This window comes from Psychrobacter piscatorii (assembly GCF_904846415.1).
GTDB lineage: Bacteria > Pseudomonadota > Gammaproteobacteria > Pseudomonadales > Moraxellaceae > Psychrobacter > Psychrobacter piscatorii.
The window spans coordinates 1-17,946 of sequence record NZ_CAJHAR010000030.1; the positions used below are offsets into that span (position 1 = coordinate 1).

Below are 17,946 nucleotides of genomic sequence, written 5' to 3' on the forward strand. Positions count from 1 at the left end.
GCTTGGCATGTGCTTTAGGATCAAAGAAACGCGACCAGCTTGATGCCAGATCACGTACTTTTTGTTGTAAGGATACAGCGTTTGAGCTGGTTTTTAAGAACTCGAAATCAGGATTGCTCTTTAGATCAATGATTTTATTAACAAGGTTCGTGGCATTGATAAACTCATCTTTAGCAAACATCTCAAATGAGATTGCTAGCATTTGATTCCAGACAAAACGTGCAGAGCCGACAAGATTATTTAAAATAACCTCCTGCTCCGTATTAGGCTCAAGCCTAAATTTATACGCTTTGTTGATTTTCATAAATGCGTTCTTTATTAATGAGTGTGTATTTGATATTATGCTTATGATACTAGCATTTAAGAGTTTTTATTACAATGAGTGAGATATATAAAAACCGTCATGCTGCCTTTAATCTTCACGTTCATTTGGTTTTTATTACTAAGTACCGAAAAAAGGTTTTAGGGGAGCTGCATCATGAGCATTTCAGTGAGTGTGTCACTGAGGTATGCAAGAGTTTTGATGCTGAGTTAAAAGAATGTAACGGTGAGGCAGATCATATTCACATGCTTATCCAGTATCCACCAACAGTGCAATTAAGTAAATTGGTTAATAACTTGAAGTCAGTCACAAGTAGACGAATGAGAGGTGATTTTATTGATTTAAGAGCAGCTTATTCTAAACCTGTGCTTTGGTCACGCTCCTATTTTGCAAGCTCTTGTGGCGGTGCGCCATTAGATATTATTAAACAATATATTCAGAACCAGCAAGGCTAGCCAGTGATGCGAAATTCACCTCCACCCTAATGTCGGGTGGAGTCCTCTTTCGCTTTTTTGATAAAACTATGTCGCTAGCCTAACCATCAATGGCATAGTTTTGACCTAATCCTTCAGTGTTTATGACCTTTGATTCATTTAATAAAACATTTATCGCCTTAAGAAAAACTATATCGACAAAAACATTATAAAACAGGTATAACACTCATGATATCAAATGGATTGTCATAAAACGCATGTGTTCATTTTGAAGCCACTGTATTTGTTATATACTGTTTTAGCACTTAATACTAAGCATAGTACTATTAAGTGTAGGATCATTATGCGCTGGTGGCTTGATGAAGTTTTCGCCTATATTTTTTAATTAACAACGCCTGGTGCCACCGATTGAGTGATAAGCCCTATAATTGTAAGGATAATAAGTTTGAGTGACTTTGATAACGTGAACAATTCAGACAATTTTGACGAGTTCTTTGAGAACATCGGCTATCGTTTTGACGAGTCACTTGGTAGTGGTTGGGAGCGTATCGCTCAATCGGTTAAAGACATCTATCATAAAACGACAGACAAACTCGAAGATGAGATATCCCTACCAGTCGCACAAAAATACGTCAACGAGGCGCTACAAAGCTTTGTGACGGATAATGTAAAAGCCATACTAGAGCTGCGCGTTGAAATGCATGATGATTGGTTTCGCTTATACTGTACGGTTGATGCTGGCGGTATTTACGCTGAAGTGGCCAGTAACTTTAGTTTGGTGCATGTGCAGCTAGATCGTAATGTTCAACGTTTTGTGTTTGGTCAGCAGACGTATACCGACATACTAAATCTACGCTGCGAGTCTTTTGTTAAGCGCCAAGGTGTCAAGCTGGCTATTTGGTTTTATCATAGCGTCCTAAAAAAAGACCCATTAGGTTTTATTCTCTCCTACGTCAATATTGCTCGCCCAAAAGATGAAGTGATTTACCTCGATATTAACCGCTGGCTAAAGAACAACAAAAAGATCATGAGTGCGTTGTATAAAGTACAGGTCAACTACGGAAAGCTTGAAGAAGAGCAAATGGTTTTGAAGGCGCAGATTAACTATCGTGACTTATTGGCCTCAAGCAATAACGAAGATATCATTAGCGACGATGATGAGCCGCAATTGATGCAAGGCCCTATCAACCCGATAGACGATGCCACCGAACCAAGCCAAGAATAACTATCAAAGATACATCAATTCTCTATAAAAAACGCTGCATCTGTAAGGCTAATAACCTGTAAGATGCAGCGTTTTTTGTTAACCAAGATAATCGTCAGCTACCTCTACCAATAGTTCTCAACAGCGATATTACCCTCACCGCGTCGATTCATCACCAGACCCAATGTCTTCAATGCTTCTTTGGTGTCATCCACCATATCTGGGTTACCACATAGCATGACATGCGTCGTATCGACATCCAAATCGATACCCGCGCGCGCTTGCAACGTCCCTTCTAATAATAGCTTCGGCAGACGCTCTGACAAGGCCCCGTCGACAGACTCTCGGGTGACGATGGGAATGAAAATCAGCTTTGCTGGATTATCCACCAAAGTGCCAAAGTCTTCTTGCAAGCGCTCGATTTGCTCGACGTAAGCAAGCTCATCCGTCGAGCGTGCGCTATAGGCCAGTACAATGTGCTCGTAGTCTTCCCATGTCTTTAGGTCTTGTAGCATCGATAAAAATGGTGCAAGACCAGTCCCTGTCGCGAGCAGCCACAAATCCTTTGGCAATGGTTTTTGATAACGCGCTAACGTTAAGAATCCAAATGGCATGGTATTAAGTAATAGCTCATCGCCCACTTGTAGATGTTGCAGCTGTGAGGTAAAGGCACCATCAGGAATCACAATAGAGAAAAACTCTAGCACCTCATCGAATGGCGAAGACACAATCGAATACGCTCGAAAGATATCTTCATTCAATGCTTCATTAGAGACTTCATTAGAGACTTCATCACTTGCCTCAACCTGCTGGTAATATTTCAACTGGCTAGGATTGACGCCCAAACGCACAAACTGTCCGGCGGTAAACTTAAAACTATCGGGACGGCTGACGGTAAAACTAAATAAATTTGGCGTCCATGTGGTTTTGCTGAGTACCGTTACCGTTTGAATATTGTCACTCATAACTGTTCATCACTCATATTTTATTAAATGGTATTTTTATAAGATAAGTTTGCCAAAGACAAAAATTAAGCAAAAAAAGATGCGCCAAGCTTATCATAAAGCGGGCGCATCTTGGTTTTTTAACCGTAACAACAGATAAGCTGCGACGATTTATCTTATCGCATAAATCATTGAATCTACCAAATACGAGCCAAGCTCGCCCATTCGATCATACTGTTTGGCAAGATACCAAAGAATAGAATAATCGCCGTCACAGCAATAACCATAATACCACCGGTACGAATACCCCATTGCTTTGATACATCAAACTCAATGAATTGCTTAGGACGCTTGAACAGTGTGAGTAACACGCGCAAGTAGTAGAATAGACCAATCGCACTACCTAGGATAATCATCGCCGCTAAGAACCAGTTGGTTCCTTGTACAGCAGCTAATATTGCAAATAGCTTGGTGATAAAGCCGGCGGTCAATGGAATACCAGCCAGTGACAACATCATGATAGTCATCACCGCAGTCAATACTGGACGACGCCAGAATAGCCCTTGATAATGAGTCAGCTCATCGGCCTCGCCAGACAGGCGATATGGACTCGACATTAATGTCACCACACCAAAAGCACCGATAGACGTAAAGGCATACACCGCCATATACATACTAGAGATGCTATCAGCAGCAGCGCCAATACTGACAATGACGATCATCACATAACCCATATGGGCAATAGATGAATAACCCAATAGACGCTTTAGACTGGTCTGACGCACAGCCAACAAGTTACCTACCAAGATAGACAAGGTTGCCATCACCATTAATAACATCTGCACCGATGGCAATGCCAATAAAGAGGTATCGATTAAGAATCGAACCGCCAGCGCCATCATGGCAACTTTTGAGACGGATGCCAAAAAGGTCGCGATAGGAACAGGCGCGCCTTCATAAACATCTGGCGTCCACATATGAAAAGGAGCAGCCGAGAGTTTAAAGGCAATACCAAACATCATCATCGCCGCACCCAATATCAGTAGTGGCGATTCAAACAAATTGCCTAGCACCATACTGATTGGCTTAAATGCTAACGAGCCCACTTCTGCATAGATAAAGGCCATACCCATAAGTAAAGTCGCTGACGCTGTCGCTGACAACACTAGATACTTCAGCCCCGACTCAAGCGAGCGGTTACGCATATAAGTATAAGCGAGCAAACCGTATAAAGGCACTGACAACATCTCTAGACTCATAAAGAATGATGCCATGTGCTGCGCGCTTACCATCAGTAGTGCACCAATGGTCGATAGCAGCATGAGCAAGTACAGCTCTTCTTTATTGTCTTTAAGGTTGGCCAAATACGCATACGATAGCGTACAACAAGCCAATGCGCAGATCAGGATCACCACCATATTGAACTGAGCAAAGTTATCAATCACAAATAACTGCTCAGCATTTGGCGCGATAGCACCGCTTTCGATAAAGCCTGTCATTTGCCCAAGTAACGTAACCAGCGCAATATTCAAACCGACCACGGTAATTGTACCAGTGACCATATGCGAGCGCTTGATAGTGATGGCAATCATCACCACGAGTACCGTAATCACTACGGCGATAATCGGCGCGTAAGGCACAAGCCCTATCAAATCATTCATCGTAATCTCATTCATGACTTAACGTGCCTCCATTACATCAAGCAGTTGCGACGCATCTACCTGTGTCACTTGACTGTATATATATGCGTTATTGATCCACTGCATCGCATGACTTGAGGTATCAAGGAACGGCTGTGGATACAGTCCAAGCCATACCAAACCAGCAGCTAACATCAATAGTAACGATAGCTCGCGCTTGCCCAAATCTTTTAATTTACGTGTCGGCAAACCATGTGACTTAGTCTCTCGCTCTGCTAATTCTGCAATATTATTTTCACCAAATAGTGCGCGATGAATCAAAATGAGCGAGTATAGCCCTGCGAGTACCAAGCTGAATGTCGCAAATACCACAAACACAGGATACTGAGCAAAGGAGCCAAACAAAATCATGAACTCGCCAATGAAGTTACCCGTACCTGGAATACCAAGTAATGCCGCACAGAAGAACATCAGTATCGGTGCGTAGTAACGGAACTGTCCCCACATACCACCCATCAAGGTCAAATCACGTGTATGCAGACGCTCATATAGCTGCCCTGCCATGATGAATAATGCGGCTGAGCTCAAGCCATGAGCAAGCATCTGAATCATCAGACCTTGTAAGCTGAGCAATGTTCCAGCATAGATTGCCAATACCACAAAACCCATATGCGAGATACTGGTATACGCGAGCAAACGCTTCATGTCAGTCTGCATAAACGCGAGCCAAGCACCGTAGAAGATACCAATCGTACCTAGGGTAATCGCTATCGGCGCAAACTCTTGTGACGCTGCTGGAAATAGCGGCAATACAAAACGAATCAAACCATAGGCAGCAGTCTTAATTAGTACACCTGCCAAATCCACCGAACCTGCCGTTGGTGCTTGCGCATGCGCATCTGGCAACCAGCCGTGGAACGGGATAATTGGCAACTTCACCGCAAAGCCAATAAAGAAGCACAGCATGATGGGATATTCCCAGCCGCCAAGTGACGTACCGAGCAATTCATTATAGTTAAAGCTCACTACCCCTGTTTGGGCGTAGCTGATAATGACCAATACCAAAATACCGATGAGCATGATAAGCCCAGACGCTTGGGTATAAATAAAGAACTTAGTTGCGGCGTATTCTTTGGTTTTGCCAACCACATCATGACCCCAAATGGCGATCAAGAAATAGATAGGAACCAGCATCATCTCCCAAAAGAAGAAGAATAAGAACAGATCAATCGCTAAGAAAACCCCGATGACGCCGCCCAAACTCCATAGCAAGTTCAGGTGGAAGAAACCAACACGGCGCTGAATCTCATTCCACGAACAAGCAACGGCAGCCACACCAAGCAAGCCTGTTAAGGCTACCATCATCAGTGATAAACCATCTAGCGCCAAGTGAAAGCTAATACCAAAACTCGGTATCCATGGCACACTAAATTCAGCGACCCAAGGTACGGTAGCATCTGGCGCGATAACCTGCTTACTCATACCGCTAAAATCACCCTGCTGCCAAAGCACTAATGACAAAGCAAAGGTCAACGTCATACCGATCAAGGCAATCCAGCGCGGCAGACGTTTATTAAATCGCTCTACCACCCAGCACAGCAATCCTGCAATAAAAGGAATTGCGATTAATGCTGGTAGCATCCACGTTTGTTGTAACTCAATCATCTTTACACCACCGTCATCATTACCAGCACCAGCAATACAGCCATACCCAAGCCAAAGCTTGTGGCATAACCTCGAAGAGACCCTGTTTGCGTCGCAGACAATACTTTATTACCTGCTGAAGCCAGCTTAGGCAAGATATACCACGTTTTATCGATAGGGTCGGCTTTTAATAAGCGGCCGATGAACAAAAAGGGTTTTACAAAAATTATATCGTATAGCGCATCAAAACCTAGGCCATGGTAGCACCAGTGATATAGCGCCCCACCAATACGTGAGCGCTTAAAGCTCGTGAGCATACGTCCTTTATTGACCACATATAGTAATGCCGCCAATATCAAACCTGCTGCCATTGCACCCATCGCGATATACTCTGCGGTGTGCTTGGCGTGATCTTGACCCGCGACTTCTAGCAGATGACCCACACTCTCCGGTAAGACGCCTTGTAGTGGCGGTGTAATCCATGCACCAACAGCAGTAGATAGGACGAGTAATACCGTCAACGGTAACCAATACGATACCCCTGATAGCTTATGCGCATGGGTTTTTTCTTCACCGAAGAATATGATCCAAATCATACGGAATGTATAGATTGCCGTTAGGAACGCACCAAATACACCCATATAGAATAGTACTAAGTGACCTGTGGCATAGGTCTCCCAAAGAATCGCTTCTTTAGAATAAAAGCCAACGGTCACCCAAGGTATCGCAGCCAGTGCACCGCCACCGACGATATAGCACCAAAATACCAATGGTATCTTTTTGCGCAGACCACCCATCTTAAAGATGTCTTGCTCATGATGTACTGCAAGGATGACCGCCCCTGATGATAAGAATAGCAAGGCTTTAAAGAAAGCATGGGTCATCAAGTGGAAAATCGCGCCTTGCCATGCACCCACGCCAAGCGCCAAAAACATATAGCCAATTTGACTCATCGTTGAGTAAGCAAGGATACGTTTAATGTCTGTTTGCGCGAGCGCACAGAATCCAGCAACGACCAGCGTCAACGCCCCGACGCCGCCAACCCAATACAATAAGATACCTGGCGTTAGCTCAAACAATGGATGTAGACGGGCGATCAAATAAACCCCTGCCGTGACCATTGTTGCCGCGTGAATCAATGCCGATACTGGTGTCGGGCCTGCCATCGCATCAGCAAGCCACGTGTGTAGTGGTAACTGCGCTGATTTACCCATCGCGCCACCGACCAACATCATCGTGGTTAGCATCATCGTTGGGTTATTCACATCGAACACTTCTGGCGCGCGCGTAATAATTTCTTGAATATTAAGCGTACCGAATTCGCGAAATAATAAAAATAAACCAAAGGCTAAGAACACATCACCGACACGCGTGACGGTAAAGGCTTTCATCGCGGCACGGCCGTTGGCTCTGTCATGGTAATAATAACCAATCAATAGGTACGAACAGATACCCACGCCTTCCCAACCGAGATATAGCAAGAACAAATCATCTGCGAGTACCAGTAACAACATACTGGCCACAAACAAGTTCATATAGCTAAAGAAACGGGCAAAGCCAGTGTCGCCTTTCATATACCAAGAGGCAAATAGGTGAATCAAAAAGCCAATCCCAGTAATGACCCCTGTCATGGTCAATGCAAGACCATCAAAGCTCAAACCGAAATGTGGGGCAAAATCGCCAACTTGGAACCATGTCCACAGCGGAACTTCAATTACCGTTCCAGCTGGATTGGTGGTCAAAAAGGTATAACTAACCACTAGCGTGCATAGTGCTGATAACAGCATGCTACCCACGCCAACAATCGCTGCGACCGTCTCTGATAATTTGTCGCGCATAAAGGCTAAAATCAAAAAGCCAATGAGCGGGAATATAAAGGTTAATGGTAATAAACTCATGACATCATCCTTTCATCTCATTGGCGCTATCGACATCGAGATGCCCACGCTGATGATAAAAACGCAATAATATTGCCAGACCAATTGACGCTTCAGCCGCGGCCAAGGTTAAAATAAAGATAAACATAATCTGTCCGTCTGGATCGACCCAGCGACTACCTGCCACTACAAATGCCAATGCCGCCGCATTCATCATGATCTCAAGACTCATGAGCATAAATAGGAAGTTACGTCGTACCATGACGCCGCACAGACCGATGGCAAATAAAATACCTGCCAAAATCAGTCCATGACTCATGGGTATCATACCCAGTACATTTTGCGCCTCAGCAACTGGCTGTACTAAGCCTGCCACCTCGTGGGCAAACGGCACGTTTGACACATCTTGTGCCACGCTTGCTGCTAGTACCATTAGTCTGACTCCTTGCGCGTAACTTTGTTCGCACCTGTTTTCATGCCTACCTTCATACCAACATAGTCATGCGGGTCAACATCTTTATATTCATAAGGCTTAGCCATTTCTACGCCATCATGCTGTGTAAGCGTACTGTCATTGTCGTATTGTTTGATACTGCCTACACTTGGCTGAAAGTCTTGACTCGCATGACCGACGATCTCTTCATCAATTGACTCTTTACCTAAGTGATATGCCGCCACCAAAGCCGCTAGTAGTAATAAAGCTGCAATTTCAACCAGCATGATATATTTAGTAAACAGTACCGTACCCACTGCTTTGGCAGAGATAGTCGTGCCACCCATCATGACTGCTTCATCATGATTAAGACCAATCATTGCATAGAGCACAACGGCAATGATTATCGTCAATCCTGTCGGTATCCCCCAAGTGCCCGCATCGAGCCAACGCTCTTCGCGCTCGTCATTACTCATGCCCAAGTTCAGCATCATAATGACAAAGACAAATAGCACCATAATGGCACCAGCATAAACGACAATCTCTAACGCACCCGCAAACGGCGCACCTAATACAAAAAATATCCCAGCGATTGCCAGTAACGATACAATCATCGATAAGATAGCATGCACTGGATTGGCCTGAGTCACGACGCGCAGACTGGCAAATATTGCCACTGCTGCAAGCGAATAAAACCCAGCCAGTTCAGGATGGTTCAAAATATTCATCATGGTAGCAAGCTCCTTAGATCAATCGGTGCAGACTCATTTTGTGCTGCGCCTTTTGGTTTGTCCGCTACCGCCATACCTGTCACACGATAATAGTTATAATCAGGGTATTTACCTGGTCCTGAAATAAGCAAATGCTCTTTTTCATAGACCAAATCTTGGCGCTTATATTCACCCAATTCAAAATCTGGGGTCATTTGAATCGCTGTCGTTGGACAGGCTTCTTCACACAATCCACAAAAAATACAGCGTGAGAAGTTAATACGGAAAAACTCTGGATACCAGCGTCCATCTTCACGCTCGGCTTTTTGTAATGAGATACACCCTACCGGACATGCTACCGCACACAAGTTACAAGCAACACAGCGCTCGTCTCCATCAGGATCACGCGTGAGGACAATACGTCCACGAAAACGCGGCGGTACAGGTACCGGCTCTTCAGGATAAAGGATGGTGTCACGCGGTCTGAGCGCATGACTATTGACCATCCACATGCTGCGGACAATGGTAAATATACCAATGACGGTCTTTTTTATGGTAGTAAACATGGGATTATTATCCTTATCAGCTTTACCCTAGTTCATCAGTGATGGCTAGTAATGACTATAACGTTGGGGAAAAGATCAAAATGACCGCAGCAGTGATTAATAGATTAATCAGCGTTACTGGCAGACATACTTTCCAGCCAAAGTTCATCACCTGATCATAACGCGGACGCATGAGTGAGCCTCGAGCCAAAATAAACATGGTCATAAAGAACAGCGTTTTAATCATGAACCAAAAAGCTGGTGGAATAAATGGGATATCTAAATTAAAGGGCGCAAGCCAACCGCCAAAGAACAAGCAAGTCATCAAGGCAGAAATCAAGACAACGTTGACATACTCACCAATGAAGAACATACCAAACTTCATACCCGAATATTCGACATGATAACCTTCAGCCAGTTCTTGCTCTGCTTCTGGTTGGTCAAATGGATGTCTATGCGTAACGGCCACGCCAGCCACGACAAAGGTCAAAAAGCCAAAGAACTGCGGAATAATATACCAGCCGTCGACTTGTGCTTCGACAATGGCACGCAAGTTAAATGAACCTGTTAGTGCAACAACGCCCATCAACGACAAACCTAAAAACACTTCGTAACTGATCGTCTGTGCAGCTGAGCGCAAACCACCGAGTAGCGAGAATTTGTTGGCAGAGGCCCAACCACCGAACATCACCGCATAGACAGCAATACCCGCCATAGCAAAGAAAAACAAAATACCAATATCCCAATCAACCACGCCAAGTGTTGGTGAGATAGGAATAATGGCAAATGAAGCCAAGGCAGTAAACATTGCAACCGCAGGTGCCAACGTGAACATAAACTTATCGGTAAAGTTTGGTGTCCAATCCTCTTTAAAGAAGATTTTTAGCATATCGGCGACCAACTGCAACGAACCAAAAGGTCCAACGCGGTTTGGACCATAACGGTCTTGCCATAATGCCAGCATACGGCGTTCATAAACAATCATCATCGCGGCAACCAATACCACGACTAAAAAGATGACTAGCGATTGACCCACCAAAAACAAAATAGACCAAGTATCAAAGCTCATGCTATTGGCCAAAAAGCTTGGCACATCAGGGATAATACGGGTAACTTGCATATTACACCTCCTGTGTGGTGGTCGGCGCTGCGTTCATTTGCGCTGTATCGTTATTGTTCATCATGTCGTTAGCCATGCTACCCATCATCGTTACTGGTGCATCTACTCTACGTACCGACGCTGGCATTGATGGGTGAATAATACTCACCTGTCCAACTGGATAACCGATACAGCCTTCTGCTAGATAACCAACCAGCTGTACTGGCAAAGTGATTTGTTGCTTGTCAATTTCAATCGCCAAGTAATCACCATCAGCAATACTCCAGTCTTTGGCATCATCTATACCGATACGCCATGTTGCAACTGGCAGCTGCTCTGCGACGATTGGGCTACGTGATGCCATCATTGAGCTGGCATAAATATTATGAACCGGTACCAGTTTCGCTTGGCCTTGCTGTAAGTCAGTAGTGTTTGCAGACATGGCTTCTGGCGCAACATATTGACGAGTGGCTAGACGCTCTAGCTGATCGAACAAACGCACCCCTGGATCACCATTTTTCAGATGACCGCCGACTTTGTCTTGGTATTTGTTCCATGCTTGTGGTGAGTTCCAACCTGCTGCATTGGCAAAAGGAATCATCGAGCTGGGCGTTTCTTTACCGCTATAACCTTCCATTGAGAAAGTTAGACCAGTGTCCAAATCTTTTGGCTGCATTGGCTCGTGCACTGAGATTGGCGCGCGCATAGCAGTACGACCTGAATAACGACGCGGTTGACGCGCGATTTTCAGACCCGTTATACGGTAGTCAGCATCAGGCGCAGCACCTTTGATACCTGCAAGTTTAGGATGGGTGGCAATCAATGCATTGATAACATCATCTAGCTGCGTCCAGTCGACATCACGACCTTCAATGCTGCTATGCACAGCATGTATCCAACGCCAACCTTCTTTAATACTGCTCATCGGATGGTAGTATTCGTTATCATAAACTTGGAAGAAGCGCTGCGCACGGCCTTCAGCTGATATCAATGTACCATCCGCTTCTGCAAAGCTTGCCGCTGGCAATACGATATCGACGTCTTTATGCCAATCAAGGAGCTGATGATCTAACGCGATGACCGTTTTATCAGTCAGTAGCTGCGTCAATTTATTGGCGTCAATCGCATCTGTTAGCTGGTTTTCTGCAACCACAACCACATCGTAATCAGTGGCTAGCAGCTCTTCAACTGACTGACCGCCAAGCATACAAACGCCCATGCTATTGGCATCAGGAACCGTTAGGTAGATACCTGCTTGTGCCTGATACTTGTTATTTACTTCTTTTAATTCAAGGTTTTCAGCAGGCTCACGCTCGACATCATCCTGCGCTTCTGTATTTACGCCCGTTTCAGGTTTGTTTGGCTTAGCAGATAAATCTTGGTCTTCTTCAGGCTGGTCATTAGCCGCTTTCGCTTGCGCTGCTTGTACTTTGGCATTATGTGCCTCGACCTGCTGCTGCTCAGTCGCTTTGATTGCCGCGCGTTTTTGGGTCAACGCTTGGGTAATCTGTGCTGCTGCTTCTATCAATGCGGTAGAAGACAAGCTACTACCCGAGACAACTAAAGGCTTATCGGCTTGAATCAAGTCATAAGCGATTTGCTGTGCCAACGCTTGCATACCGTCAGTTTCAGCACTAGCATCAGCTGCTTGTGGGTCTGTTATGTCTGCTAAATCATCAGCGAAATTAGCAATTTCATCAGCGACTTTGAAGCCAAGTTTAATGATGTCTTCAGGTGTCGCAACTACGCTCACTTTACTGATGTCTTCTAGCTTTGTTTGCGTTACATCGATGACATAGACTGGGCTTAACGCATCTTGGGCAATACGTTTGACTGGTTCAGCAAGCCACGGCTGCGTTTGCAATGCCGCTGCCATTTTCAAGCCTTCATTTTTTGCGGCTTGACGTACTGACAGCGCGACACGTGATGAAGTTTGAGTGATATCTTCACCTAATACGAGCACTGCATCATGCGTTTCGATATCGGTCATGCTAGGGTTATAAATGCCTTCAGTGCTCAGCACTTCGATGCATTTATTGACCAGTGCTTGCTGCTGATGATTCAGACCTGTTGAAAAGTTATCAAAGCCGACCAGATTTTTTAGCGCAAAGTTAGTCTCTAAACTGGCACGTGGTGAGCCAATTCCGATAACTTTTTTATCTTTGAGTCGTTTGATGGTCTCATCAAGTGCGTAGTCAATATTGATTTTGACATGCTTATCATTGATACGTTCAAGCGCTTGGGTTGGACGATCATCACGATTGACATAGCCATAACCAAAGCGGCCACGGTCACATAAGAAATAGCGGTTTACTTCGCCGTTATAACGGTTTTCGATACGGCGCAATTCACCATAACGCTCGCCCGGTGAGATATTACAACCAGCTGAGCAACCATGACAGATGCTTGGCGCATACTGCATATCCCATTTACGGTTGTAGCGCTCAGAATGAGTTTTATCAGTAAACACACCGGTTGGGCAGACTTCGGTTAAGTTGCCTGAAAATTCGCTTTCAAACTGACCATCTTTATCACGACCAAAATAGACGCGATTATTTGAGCCATAAACACCCAAATCTTCGCCGCCTGCGTAGTCTTTATAAAAACGTACACAACGATAGCAAGCGATACAACGGTTCATCTCATGCGCGATGAATGGACCAAGCTCTTGGTTGTGGTGCGTGCGCTTGGTAAAGCGATAGCGACGACGGCTATGACCTGACATATAGGTCATGTCTTGCAAGTGACAATGTCCACCTTCTTCACAAGTTGGACAGTCATGCGGATGGTTGGTCATAAGTAGCTCAACCATCGACTTGCGGAATGCTTTGGCTTCATCGTCAGTCACAGAGATGTACATATCATCGCCAGGAGCGACCATACATGACATGACTAGGCGACCGCGACCCGCTTCCATATCGTCTTTATTCTGGAATTGCTTGACCGCGCACTGACGGCACGAGCCTACTGAGCCAAGAGCTGGATGATAACAAAAATACGGCACATCAATGCCAAGTGATAAGCAGGCTTGTAGTAAGTTGTCTGCACTATCTACTTCGACAGTGGTTCCATCAATATGTATGACTGCCATGCCGCTCTCCTTATTTCACTACTGGCTGTTGGTTGGCTGCAGCATCAATAACATCGACACCAACCGCCTGCGCGATTTTTTGATCAAACTCTGGACGGAAATATTTAATCGCACTCATCAGTGGTTCCATCGCACCTGGGGCATGCGCACAGAACGTCTTACCAATCCATAAGTCACGCGTCAGGCCTTCTAGTTTTTCTACATCGCCCACTTGCCCTTCACCATCATTGATGGCGGTAAGCAGCTTGACGCCCCACGGTAGACCATCACGGCATGGCGTACACCAACCGCATGACTCGCGCTGAAAGAAAATCTCAAGATTACGAAGTAGTGGCACCATGTCTTGTGATTCATCAACGACCATAATCAGACCTGTACCCATACGGCTACCCGCATTTTGAATGGTGTCAAAATCTACCACCACATCCAAATGTTCTGCGGTCAAAAAGTCAGTCGAGGCGCCACCAGGGAGCCACGCTTTGAGAGTTTTACCATCTTTCATACCACCCGCTAAATCTTCAATGATTTCGCGTGCCGTATAACCAAATGGTAATTCCCAAAGACCTGGATCATTAACTAAACCTGAACAGCCGAATAGTTTGGTGCCTGGCGTTTTACTTTTGCCTTTGATTTCAGATAACGACTGATACCACTCGACCCCATGATTCAAAATCGCTGGCATATTACATAAAGTCTCAACGTTATTAACAACGGTTGGACGACCCCATGCACCAGAAATTTGTGGGAATGGCGGTTTGGTACGTGGGTTAGCACGGCGGCCTTCTAGACAGTTAATCAGCGCTGTTTCTTCACCGCAGATATAACGTCCAGCGCCAGTATGTACATGCAGATTGAAGCTAAAATCTGAGCCTAAAATATTGTCGCCCATCAGATTATTGGCCAAGCATTCTTCGATAGCAGCGACCAAGCGCTCAGCGGCTAAGACATACTCACCGCGGATAAAGATATAACCGTCAGTGGCACCGATAGCATGAGCAGTAATTAGCATACCTTCGATAAGCTGAAACGGTAAGCGCTCCATTAATAGGCGATCTTTAAACGTACCCGGCTCCATCTCATCCGCATTACAGATGAGATAACGCGGCAAACCGTCTGGTGGCGACATAAATGACCATTTGAGACCCGCGTTAAAGCCTGCACCACCGCGACCTCGAACATTGGCCGCTTTGATCATATTGCCGACATCTTTAGGCGATTTAGATAGCGCTTCTTTTAGACCCGTAAAGCCTTTTAGAGACTCATAAGTGGCTAAATCAAGCACGGCATCATGATGTGCCAAACGCCACGTCAAAGGCTTGGTTTCGCTAGTGGCTGTCGCTTTATCACCGTAAATTGGAACACGCTGTGCATTCAGCTGGCTTGGCGCTTGGCCTTGACCGCGACGAGCAATCTGCTCTGAAATCGTTAAACTCATGCGTATAGCTCCAATAATTGCGCGACCTCAGATGGCTGGACAGGGCCGTAAGTGTCTTCATCAATCAGTACCGCTGGTCCCTTATCACAGTTGCCCAAGCAGCAAATTGGCAATAGGGTAAAACGTCCGTCAGCAGTTGTCTGACCATACTCAATACCCAGCTGTGATCTAATCTCAGCTGACAGCGCTTCATAACCTGTCAAATAACAAGCCACGGAGTCACATATGAGAATCACATGGCGACCGACAGGCTGGCGATAAATACGGTTAAAGAAAGTCGCAACTCCGTCCATGTCTGACATCGGGATATCTAGGATATTGGCAATGGCATTTGCTTGCGCATCATCGACCCAGCCGTTACGCTTTTGCACGATTTTTAGCGCATCTAATGAGGCAGCACGCGCCTGTGGGTAATGGTGCATAAACTCATGAATGGCAGCAATTTCATCACTAGTGAGAATGCTTTCCACATCTACTTTTGGCATTTTGTCGGAAACAATTTTCATAATCTTCTGTCTTTCCTCACTCATCCTGCTCTATCACAAGCCAATATCAGTCTGATTGAAACTGTGGTTATATCGACAAGTGACAGCATTTTGGTGTGCCATCAGGCAATAATATATTGATGAACAAATACTTTTGAAGCAGCGGTTTTAACCTTAAAGATCAAGATCTTAACGATCGCAATCCGCCATCACAATATCAATCGATGCCAAATACATAATGGCATCAGAAACCAGCGAGCCATTAATGACCGACGGCATCTGTTGCAAATGCGCAAATGTCGGCGTACGAATACGGGTGCGATAGCTCATCGTGGCCTTGTCTGAGGTGATGTAATAACTATTCAGACCTTTAGTCGCCTCGACGATCGTCGTACATTCGCCTGCTGGCATCACAGGACCCCAAGATACCGAGATAAAGTGGTTAATCAGCGTTTCGATATCATTTAGCGTACGGTCTTTCGGCGGTGGTACAGCCAGTGGATGATCCGCTTTGTAAGGGCCTTGCGGCATATTATCCATACATTGACGGATGATACGTAATGACTGACGCATCTCTTCGACTTTGACCATACAGCGATCATACGCATCGCCGTTGTAGCCAACTGGCACTTCAAAATCGTAATTCTCATAGCCCATGTATGGACGCGCTTTACGCAGATCAAAGTCAACGCCCGTCGCACGCAGACCAGCGCCCGTCACGCCCCAAGCAAGTGCTTGCTTGGCATTATATTGAGCAACCCCTTGGGTACGGCCTTTGAGCACGCTGTTTTGTAATGCCGCTTTGACATATTCGTCCAAGCGTTTTGGCATCCAATCTAAGAACTCACGAACCAAACGCTGCCAGCCACGTGGCAGATCAGCAGCCGTACCGCCAATACGGAACCAAGCTGGATGCATACGATAGCCAGTCACGGCTTCGATGACGTCATAGGCTTTTTGGCGATCGGTAAACATATAGAATACAGGGGTCATACCGCCCGCATCCTGAATGAACGTACCGACGAATAGTAAGTTATTGGTAATACGGAAAAACTCACTCATCATCACGCGAATGGTCTCAGCGCGCGGCGGCACGGTGATTCCAGCAAGCTTTTCGACCGACATGATATATGGCAGCTCATTCATTACACCGCCAAGATAATCGATACGGTCGGTATAAGGAATAAATGAATGCCATGTTTGACGCTCAGCCATCTTTTCTGCGCCGCGATGGTGATAGCCGATATCTGGGATACAATCGACGACTTCTTCACCATCCAACTGTAGCACCAAGCGAAACGCGCCGTGAGCAGAGGGATGGTTAGGACCGATGTTCAAGAACATAAAGTCTTCATCACGACCTGAGCGCTTCATGCCCCACTCTTCTGGGACAAAACGTAGGTTTTCTTGCTCGTATTGTTGCTTGGCGGTATTCAAGAAGTACGGAGTAAATTCAGTCGCACGCGCATGATACTCTTTACGCAGTGGGTGACCTTCCCAGTATTTTGGTAATAAAATACGGGTCAAATGCGGATGACCTGTAAAGACAATGCCAAACATATCCCACACTTCGCGCTCATACCAGTTGGCATTTGGCCAAATATTGGTAGCGCTTGGAACATTGAGATCATCTTCGCTCAGCGCGACCTTGACACGTATATCACTATTGCGCTCAAGCGACATTAAGTGGTAAAACACCGTAAAGTCACTGTCAGGCAAACCCGCACGATGCTGGCGTAAACGCTCATCTATCGCTGATAAGTCAAATAGCATAACGTATGGCTGAGGCAGTTTGCGCAAAAATAAGAGAACGTCTAATAAATCAGCACGCGCCACCCAAACCGTTGGAATCTCATCCACAGTGTGCTGCACGACAAATTTACCAGCGTACTTCTGCTCAAGCTCTGTGATGACTGCTGGGATAGGCTTAATATTAGGATCTGTGTTTTCGACTACCGTGACCATGAATGACGTATTCCTTCATTAATCATAACTAAACTATGTCAACCATAACTGAGCTATGTTAATCATAACCGAACTATGATAAGCGCATAAAATATTAAAGTTATTGCTGTGAATCTAA

Annotated in this window: 15 protein-coding genes; 2 read left to right on the top strand and 13 right to left on the bottom strand. The window is 45.4% G+C overall.

Annotated features, from left to right (window positions below):
* A partial coding sequence (locus tag JMX83_RS12090; protein WP_201602138.1) for a helix-turn-helix domain-containing protein occupies positions 1 to 304 on the bottom strand: 304 nt, incomplete at its 3' end.
* A gap of 74 nt (positions 305 to 378) precedes the next feature.
* Between JMX83_RS12090 and tnpA the strand changes: the two genes are divergently transcribed.
* Both tnpA and JMX83_RS12100 read left to right on the top strand, forming a co-directional pair.
* Positions 379 to 777, top strand: a complete 399-nt coding sequence (gene tnpA / locus JMX83_RS12095; RefSeq protein ID WP_201602141.1) for an IS200/IS605 family transposase — start codon at positions 379 to 381, stop codon at positions 775 to 777.
* A 424-nt stretch (positions 778 to 1,201) separates the two neighbouring features.
* Positions 1,202 to 1,981: a hypothetical protein gene (locus tag JMX83_RS12100; protein ID WP_227675852.1), complete on the top strand. Its 780-nt coding sequence runs from the start codon at positions 1,202 to 1,204 to the stop codon at positions 1,979 to 1,981.
* A 104-nt stretch (positions 1,982 to 2,085) separates the two neighbouring features.
* Here JMX83_RS12100 and JMX83_RS12105 read toward each other — a convergent pair whose 3' ends face one another.
* From JMX83_RS12105 to nuoC, 12 genes are all read right to left on the bottom strand, one after another.
* Entirely contained in the window at positions 2,086 to 2,925 is an 840-nt protein-coding gene (locus JMX83_RS12105; protein WP_201602144.1) for a ferredoxin--NADP reductase, read from the bottom strand.
* A 176-nt stretch (positions 2,926 to 3,101) separates the two neighbouring features.
* On the bottom strand, positions 3,102 to 4,580 hold the full coding sequence (gene nuoN, locus JMX83_RS12110; RefSeq protein ID WP_201602146.1) for an NADH-quinone oxidoreductase subunit NuoN: 1,479 nt from the start codon (positions 4,578 to 4,580) through the stop codon (positions 3,102 to 3,104).
* Between the two features lie 3 nt (positions 4,581 to 4,583).
* The gene (gene nuoM / locus JMX83_RS12115) at positions 4,584 to 6,209 is read right to left on the bottom strand and encodes an NADH-quinone oxidoreductase subunit M (RefSeq protein ID WP_201602148.1); all 1,626 of its coding nucleotides are present in this window, start codon (positions 6,207 to 6,209) and stop codon (positions 4,584 to 4,586) included.
* Positions 6,210 to 6,211: 2 nt separating this feature from the next.
* Positions 6,212 to 8,086, bottom strand: a complete 1,875-nt coding sequence (gene nuoL / locus JMX83_RS12120) for an NADH-quinone oxidoreductase subunit L (RefSeq protein WP_201602150.1) — start codon at positions 8,084 to 8,086, stop codon at positions 6,212 to 6,214.
* A gap of 4 nt (positions 8,087 to 8,090) precedes the next feature.
* On the bottom strand, positions 8,091 to 8,399 hold the full coding sequence (nuoK, locus tag JMX83_RS12125; RefSeq protein WP_025653102.1) for an NADH-quinone oxidoreductase subunit NuoK: 309 nt from the start codon (positions 8,397 to 8,399) through the stop codon (positions 8,091 to 8,093).
* A 98-nt stretch (positions 8,400 to 8,497) separates the two neighbouring features.
* On the bottom strand, positions 8,498 to 9,229 hold the full coding sequence (nuoJ, locus tag JMX83_RS12130) for an NADH-quinone oxidoreductase subunit J (RefSeq protein WP_201602152.1): 732 nt from the start codon (positions 9,227 to 9,229) through the stop codon (positions 8,498 to 8,500).
* The gene (nuoI, locus tag JMX83_RS12135) at positions 9,226 to 9,774 is read right to left on the bottom strand and encodes an NADH-quinone oxidoreductase subunit NuoI (protein WP_010198902.1); all 549 of its coding nucleotides are present in this window, start codon (positions 9,772 to 9,774) and stop codon (positions 9,226 to 9,228) included. Before nuoI ends, nuoJ begins: the two co-directional genes overlap by 4 nt.
* A gap of 55 nt (positions 9,775 to 9,829) precedes the next feature.
* Positions 9,830 to 10,822, bottom strand: a complete 993-nt coding sequence (gene nuoH / locus JMX83_RS12140; protein ID WP_201602211.1) for an NADH-quinone oxidoreductase subunit NuoH — start codon at positions 10,820 to 10,822, stop codon at positions 9,830 to 9,832.
* 52 nt (positions 10,823 to 10,874) lie between these two features.
* Positions 10,875 to 13,943, bottom strand: a complete 3,069-nt coding sequence (gene nuoG / locus JMX83_RS12145; protein WP_201602154.1) for an NADH-quinone oxidoreductase subunit NuoG — start codon at positions 13,941 to 13,943, stop codon at positions 10,875 to 10,877.
* A 10-nt stretch (positions 13,944 to 13,953) separates the two neighbouring features.
* Positions 13,954 to 15,318: an NADH-quinone oxidoreductase subunit NuoF gene (nuoF, locus tag JMX83_RS12150; RefSeq protein ID WP_455431201.1), complete on the bottom strand. Its 1,365-nt coding sequence runs from the start codon at positions 15,316 to 15,318 to the stop codon at positions 13,954 to 13,956.
* A 56-nt stretch (positions 15,319 to 15,374) separates the two neighbouring features.
* The gene (nuoE, locus tag JMX83_RS12155; RefSeq protein ID WP_057758927.1) at positions 15,375 to 15,884 is read right to left on the bottom strand and encodes an NADH-quinone oxidoreductase subunit NuoE; all 510 of its coding nucleotides are present in this window, start codon (positions 15,882 to 15,884) and stop codon (positions 15,375 to 15,377) included.
* Positions 15,885 to 16,052: 168 nt separating this feature from the next.
* Positions 16,053 to 17,828, bottom strand: a complete 1,776-nt coding sequence (gene nuoC / locus JMX83_RS12160; protein WP_201602159.1) for an NADH-quinone oxidoreductase subunit C/D — start codon at positions 17,826 to 17,828, stop codon at positions 16,053 to 16,055.
* Positions 17,829 to 17,946: the final 118 nt, after the last annotated feature.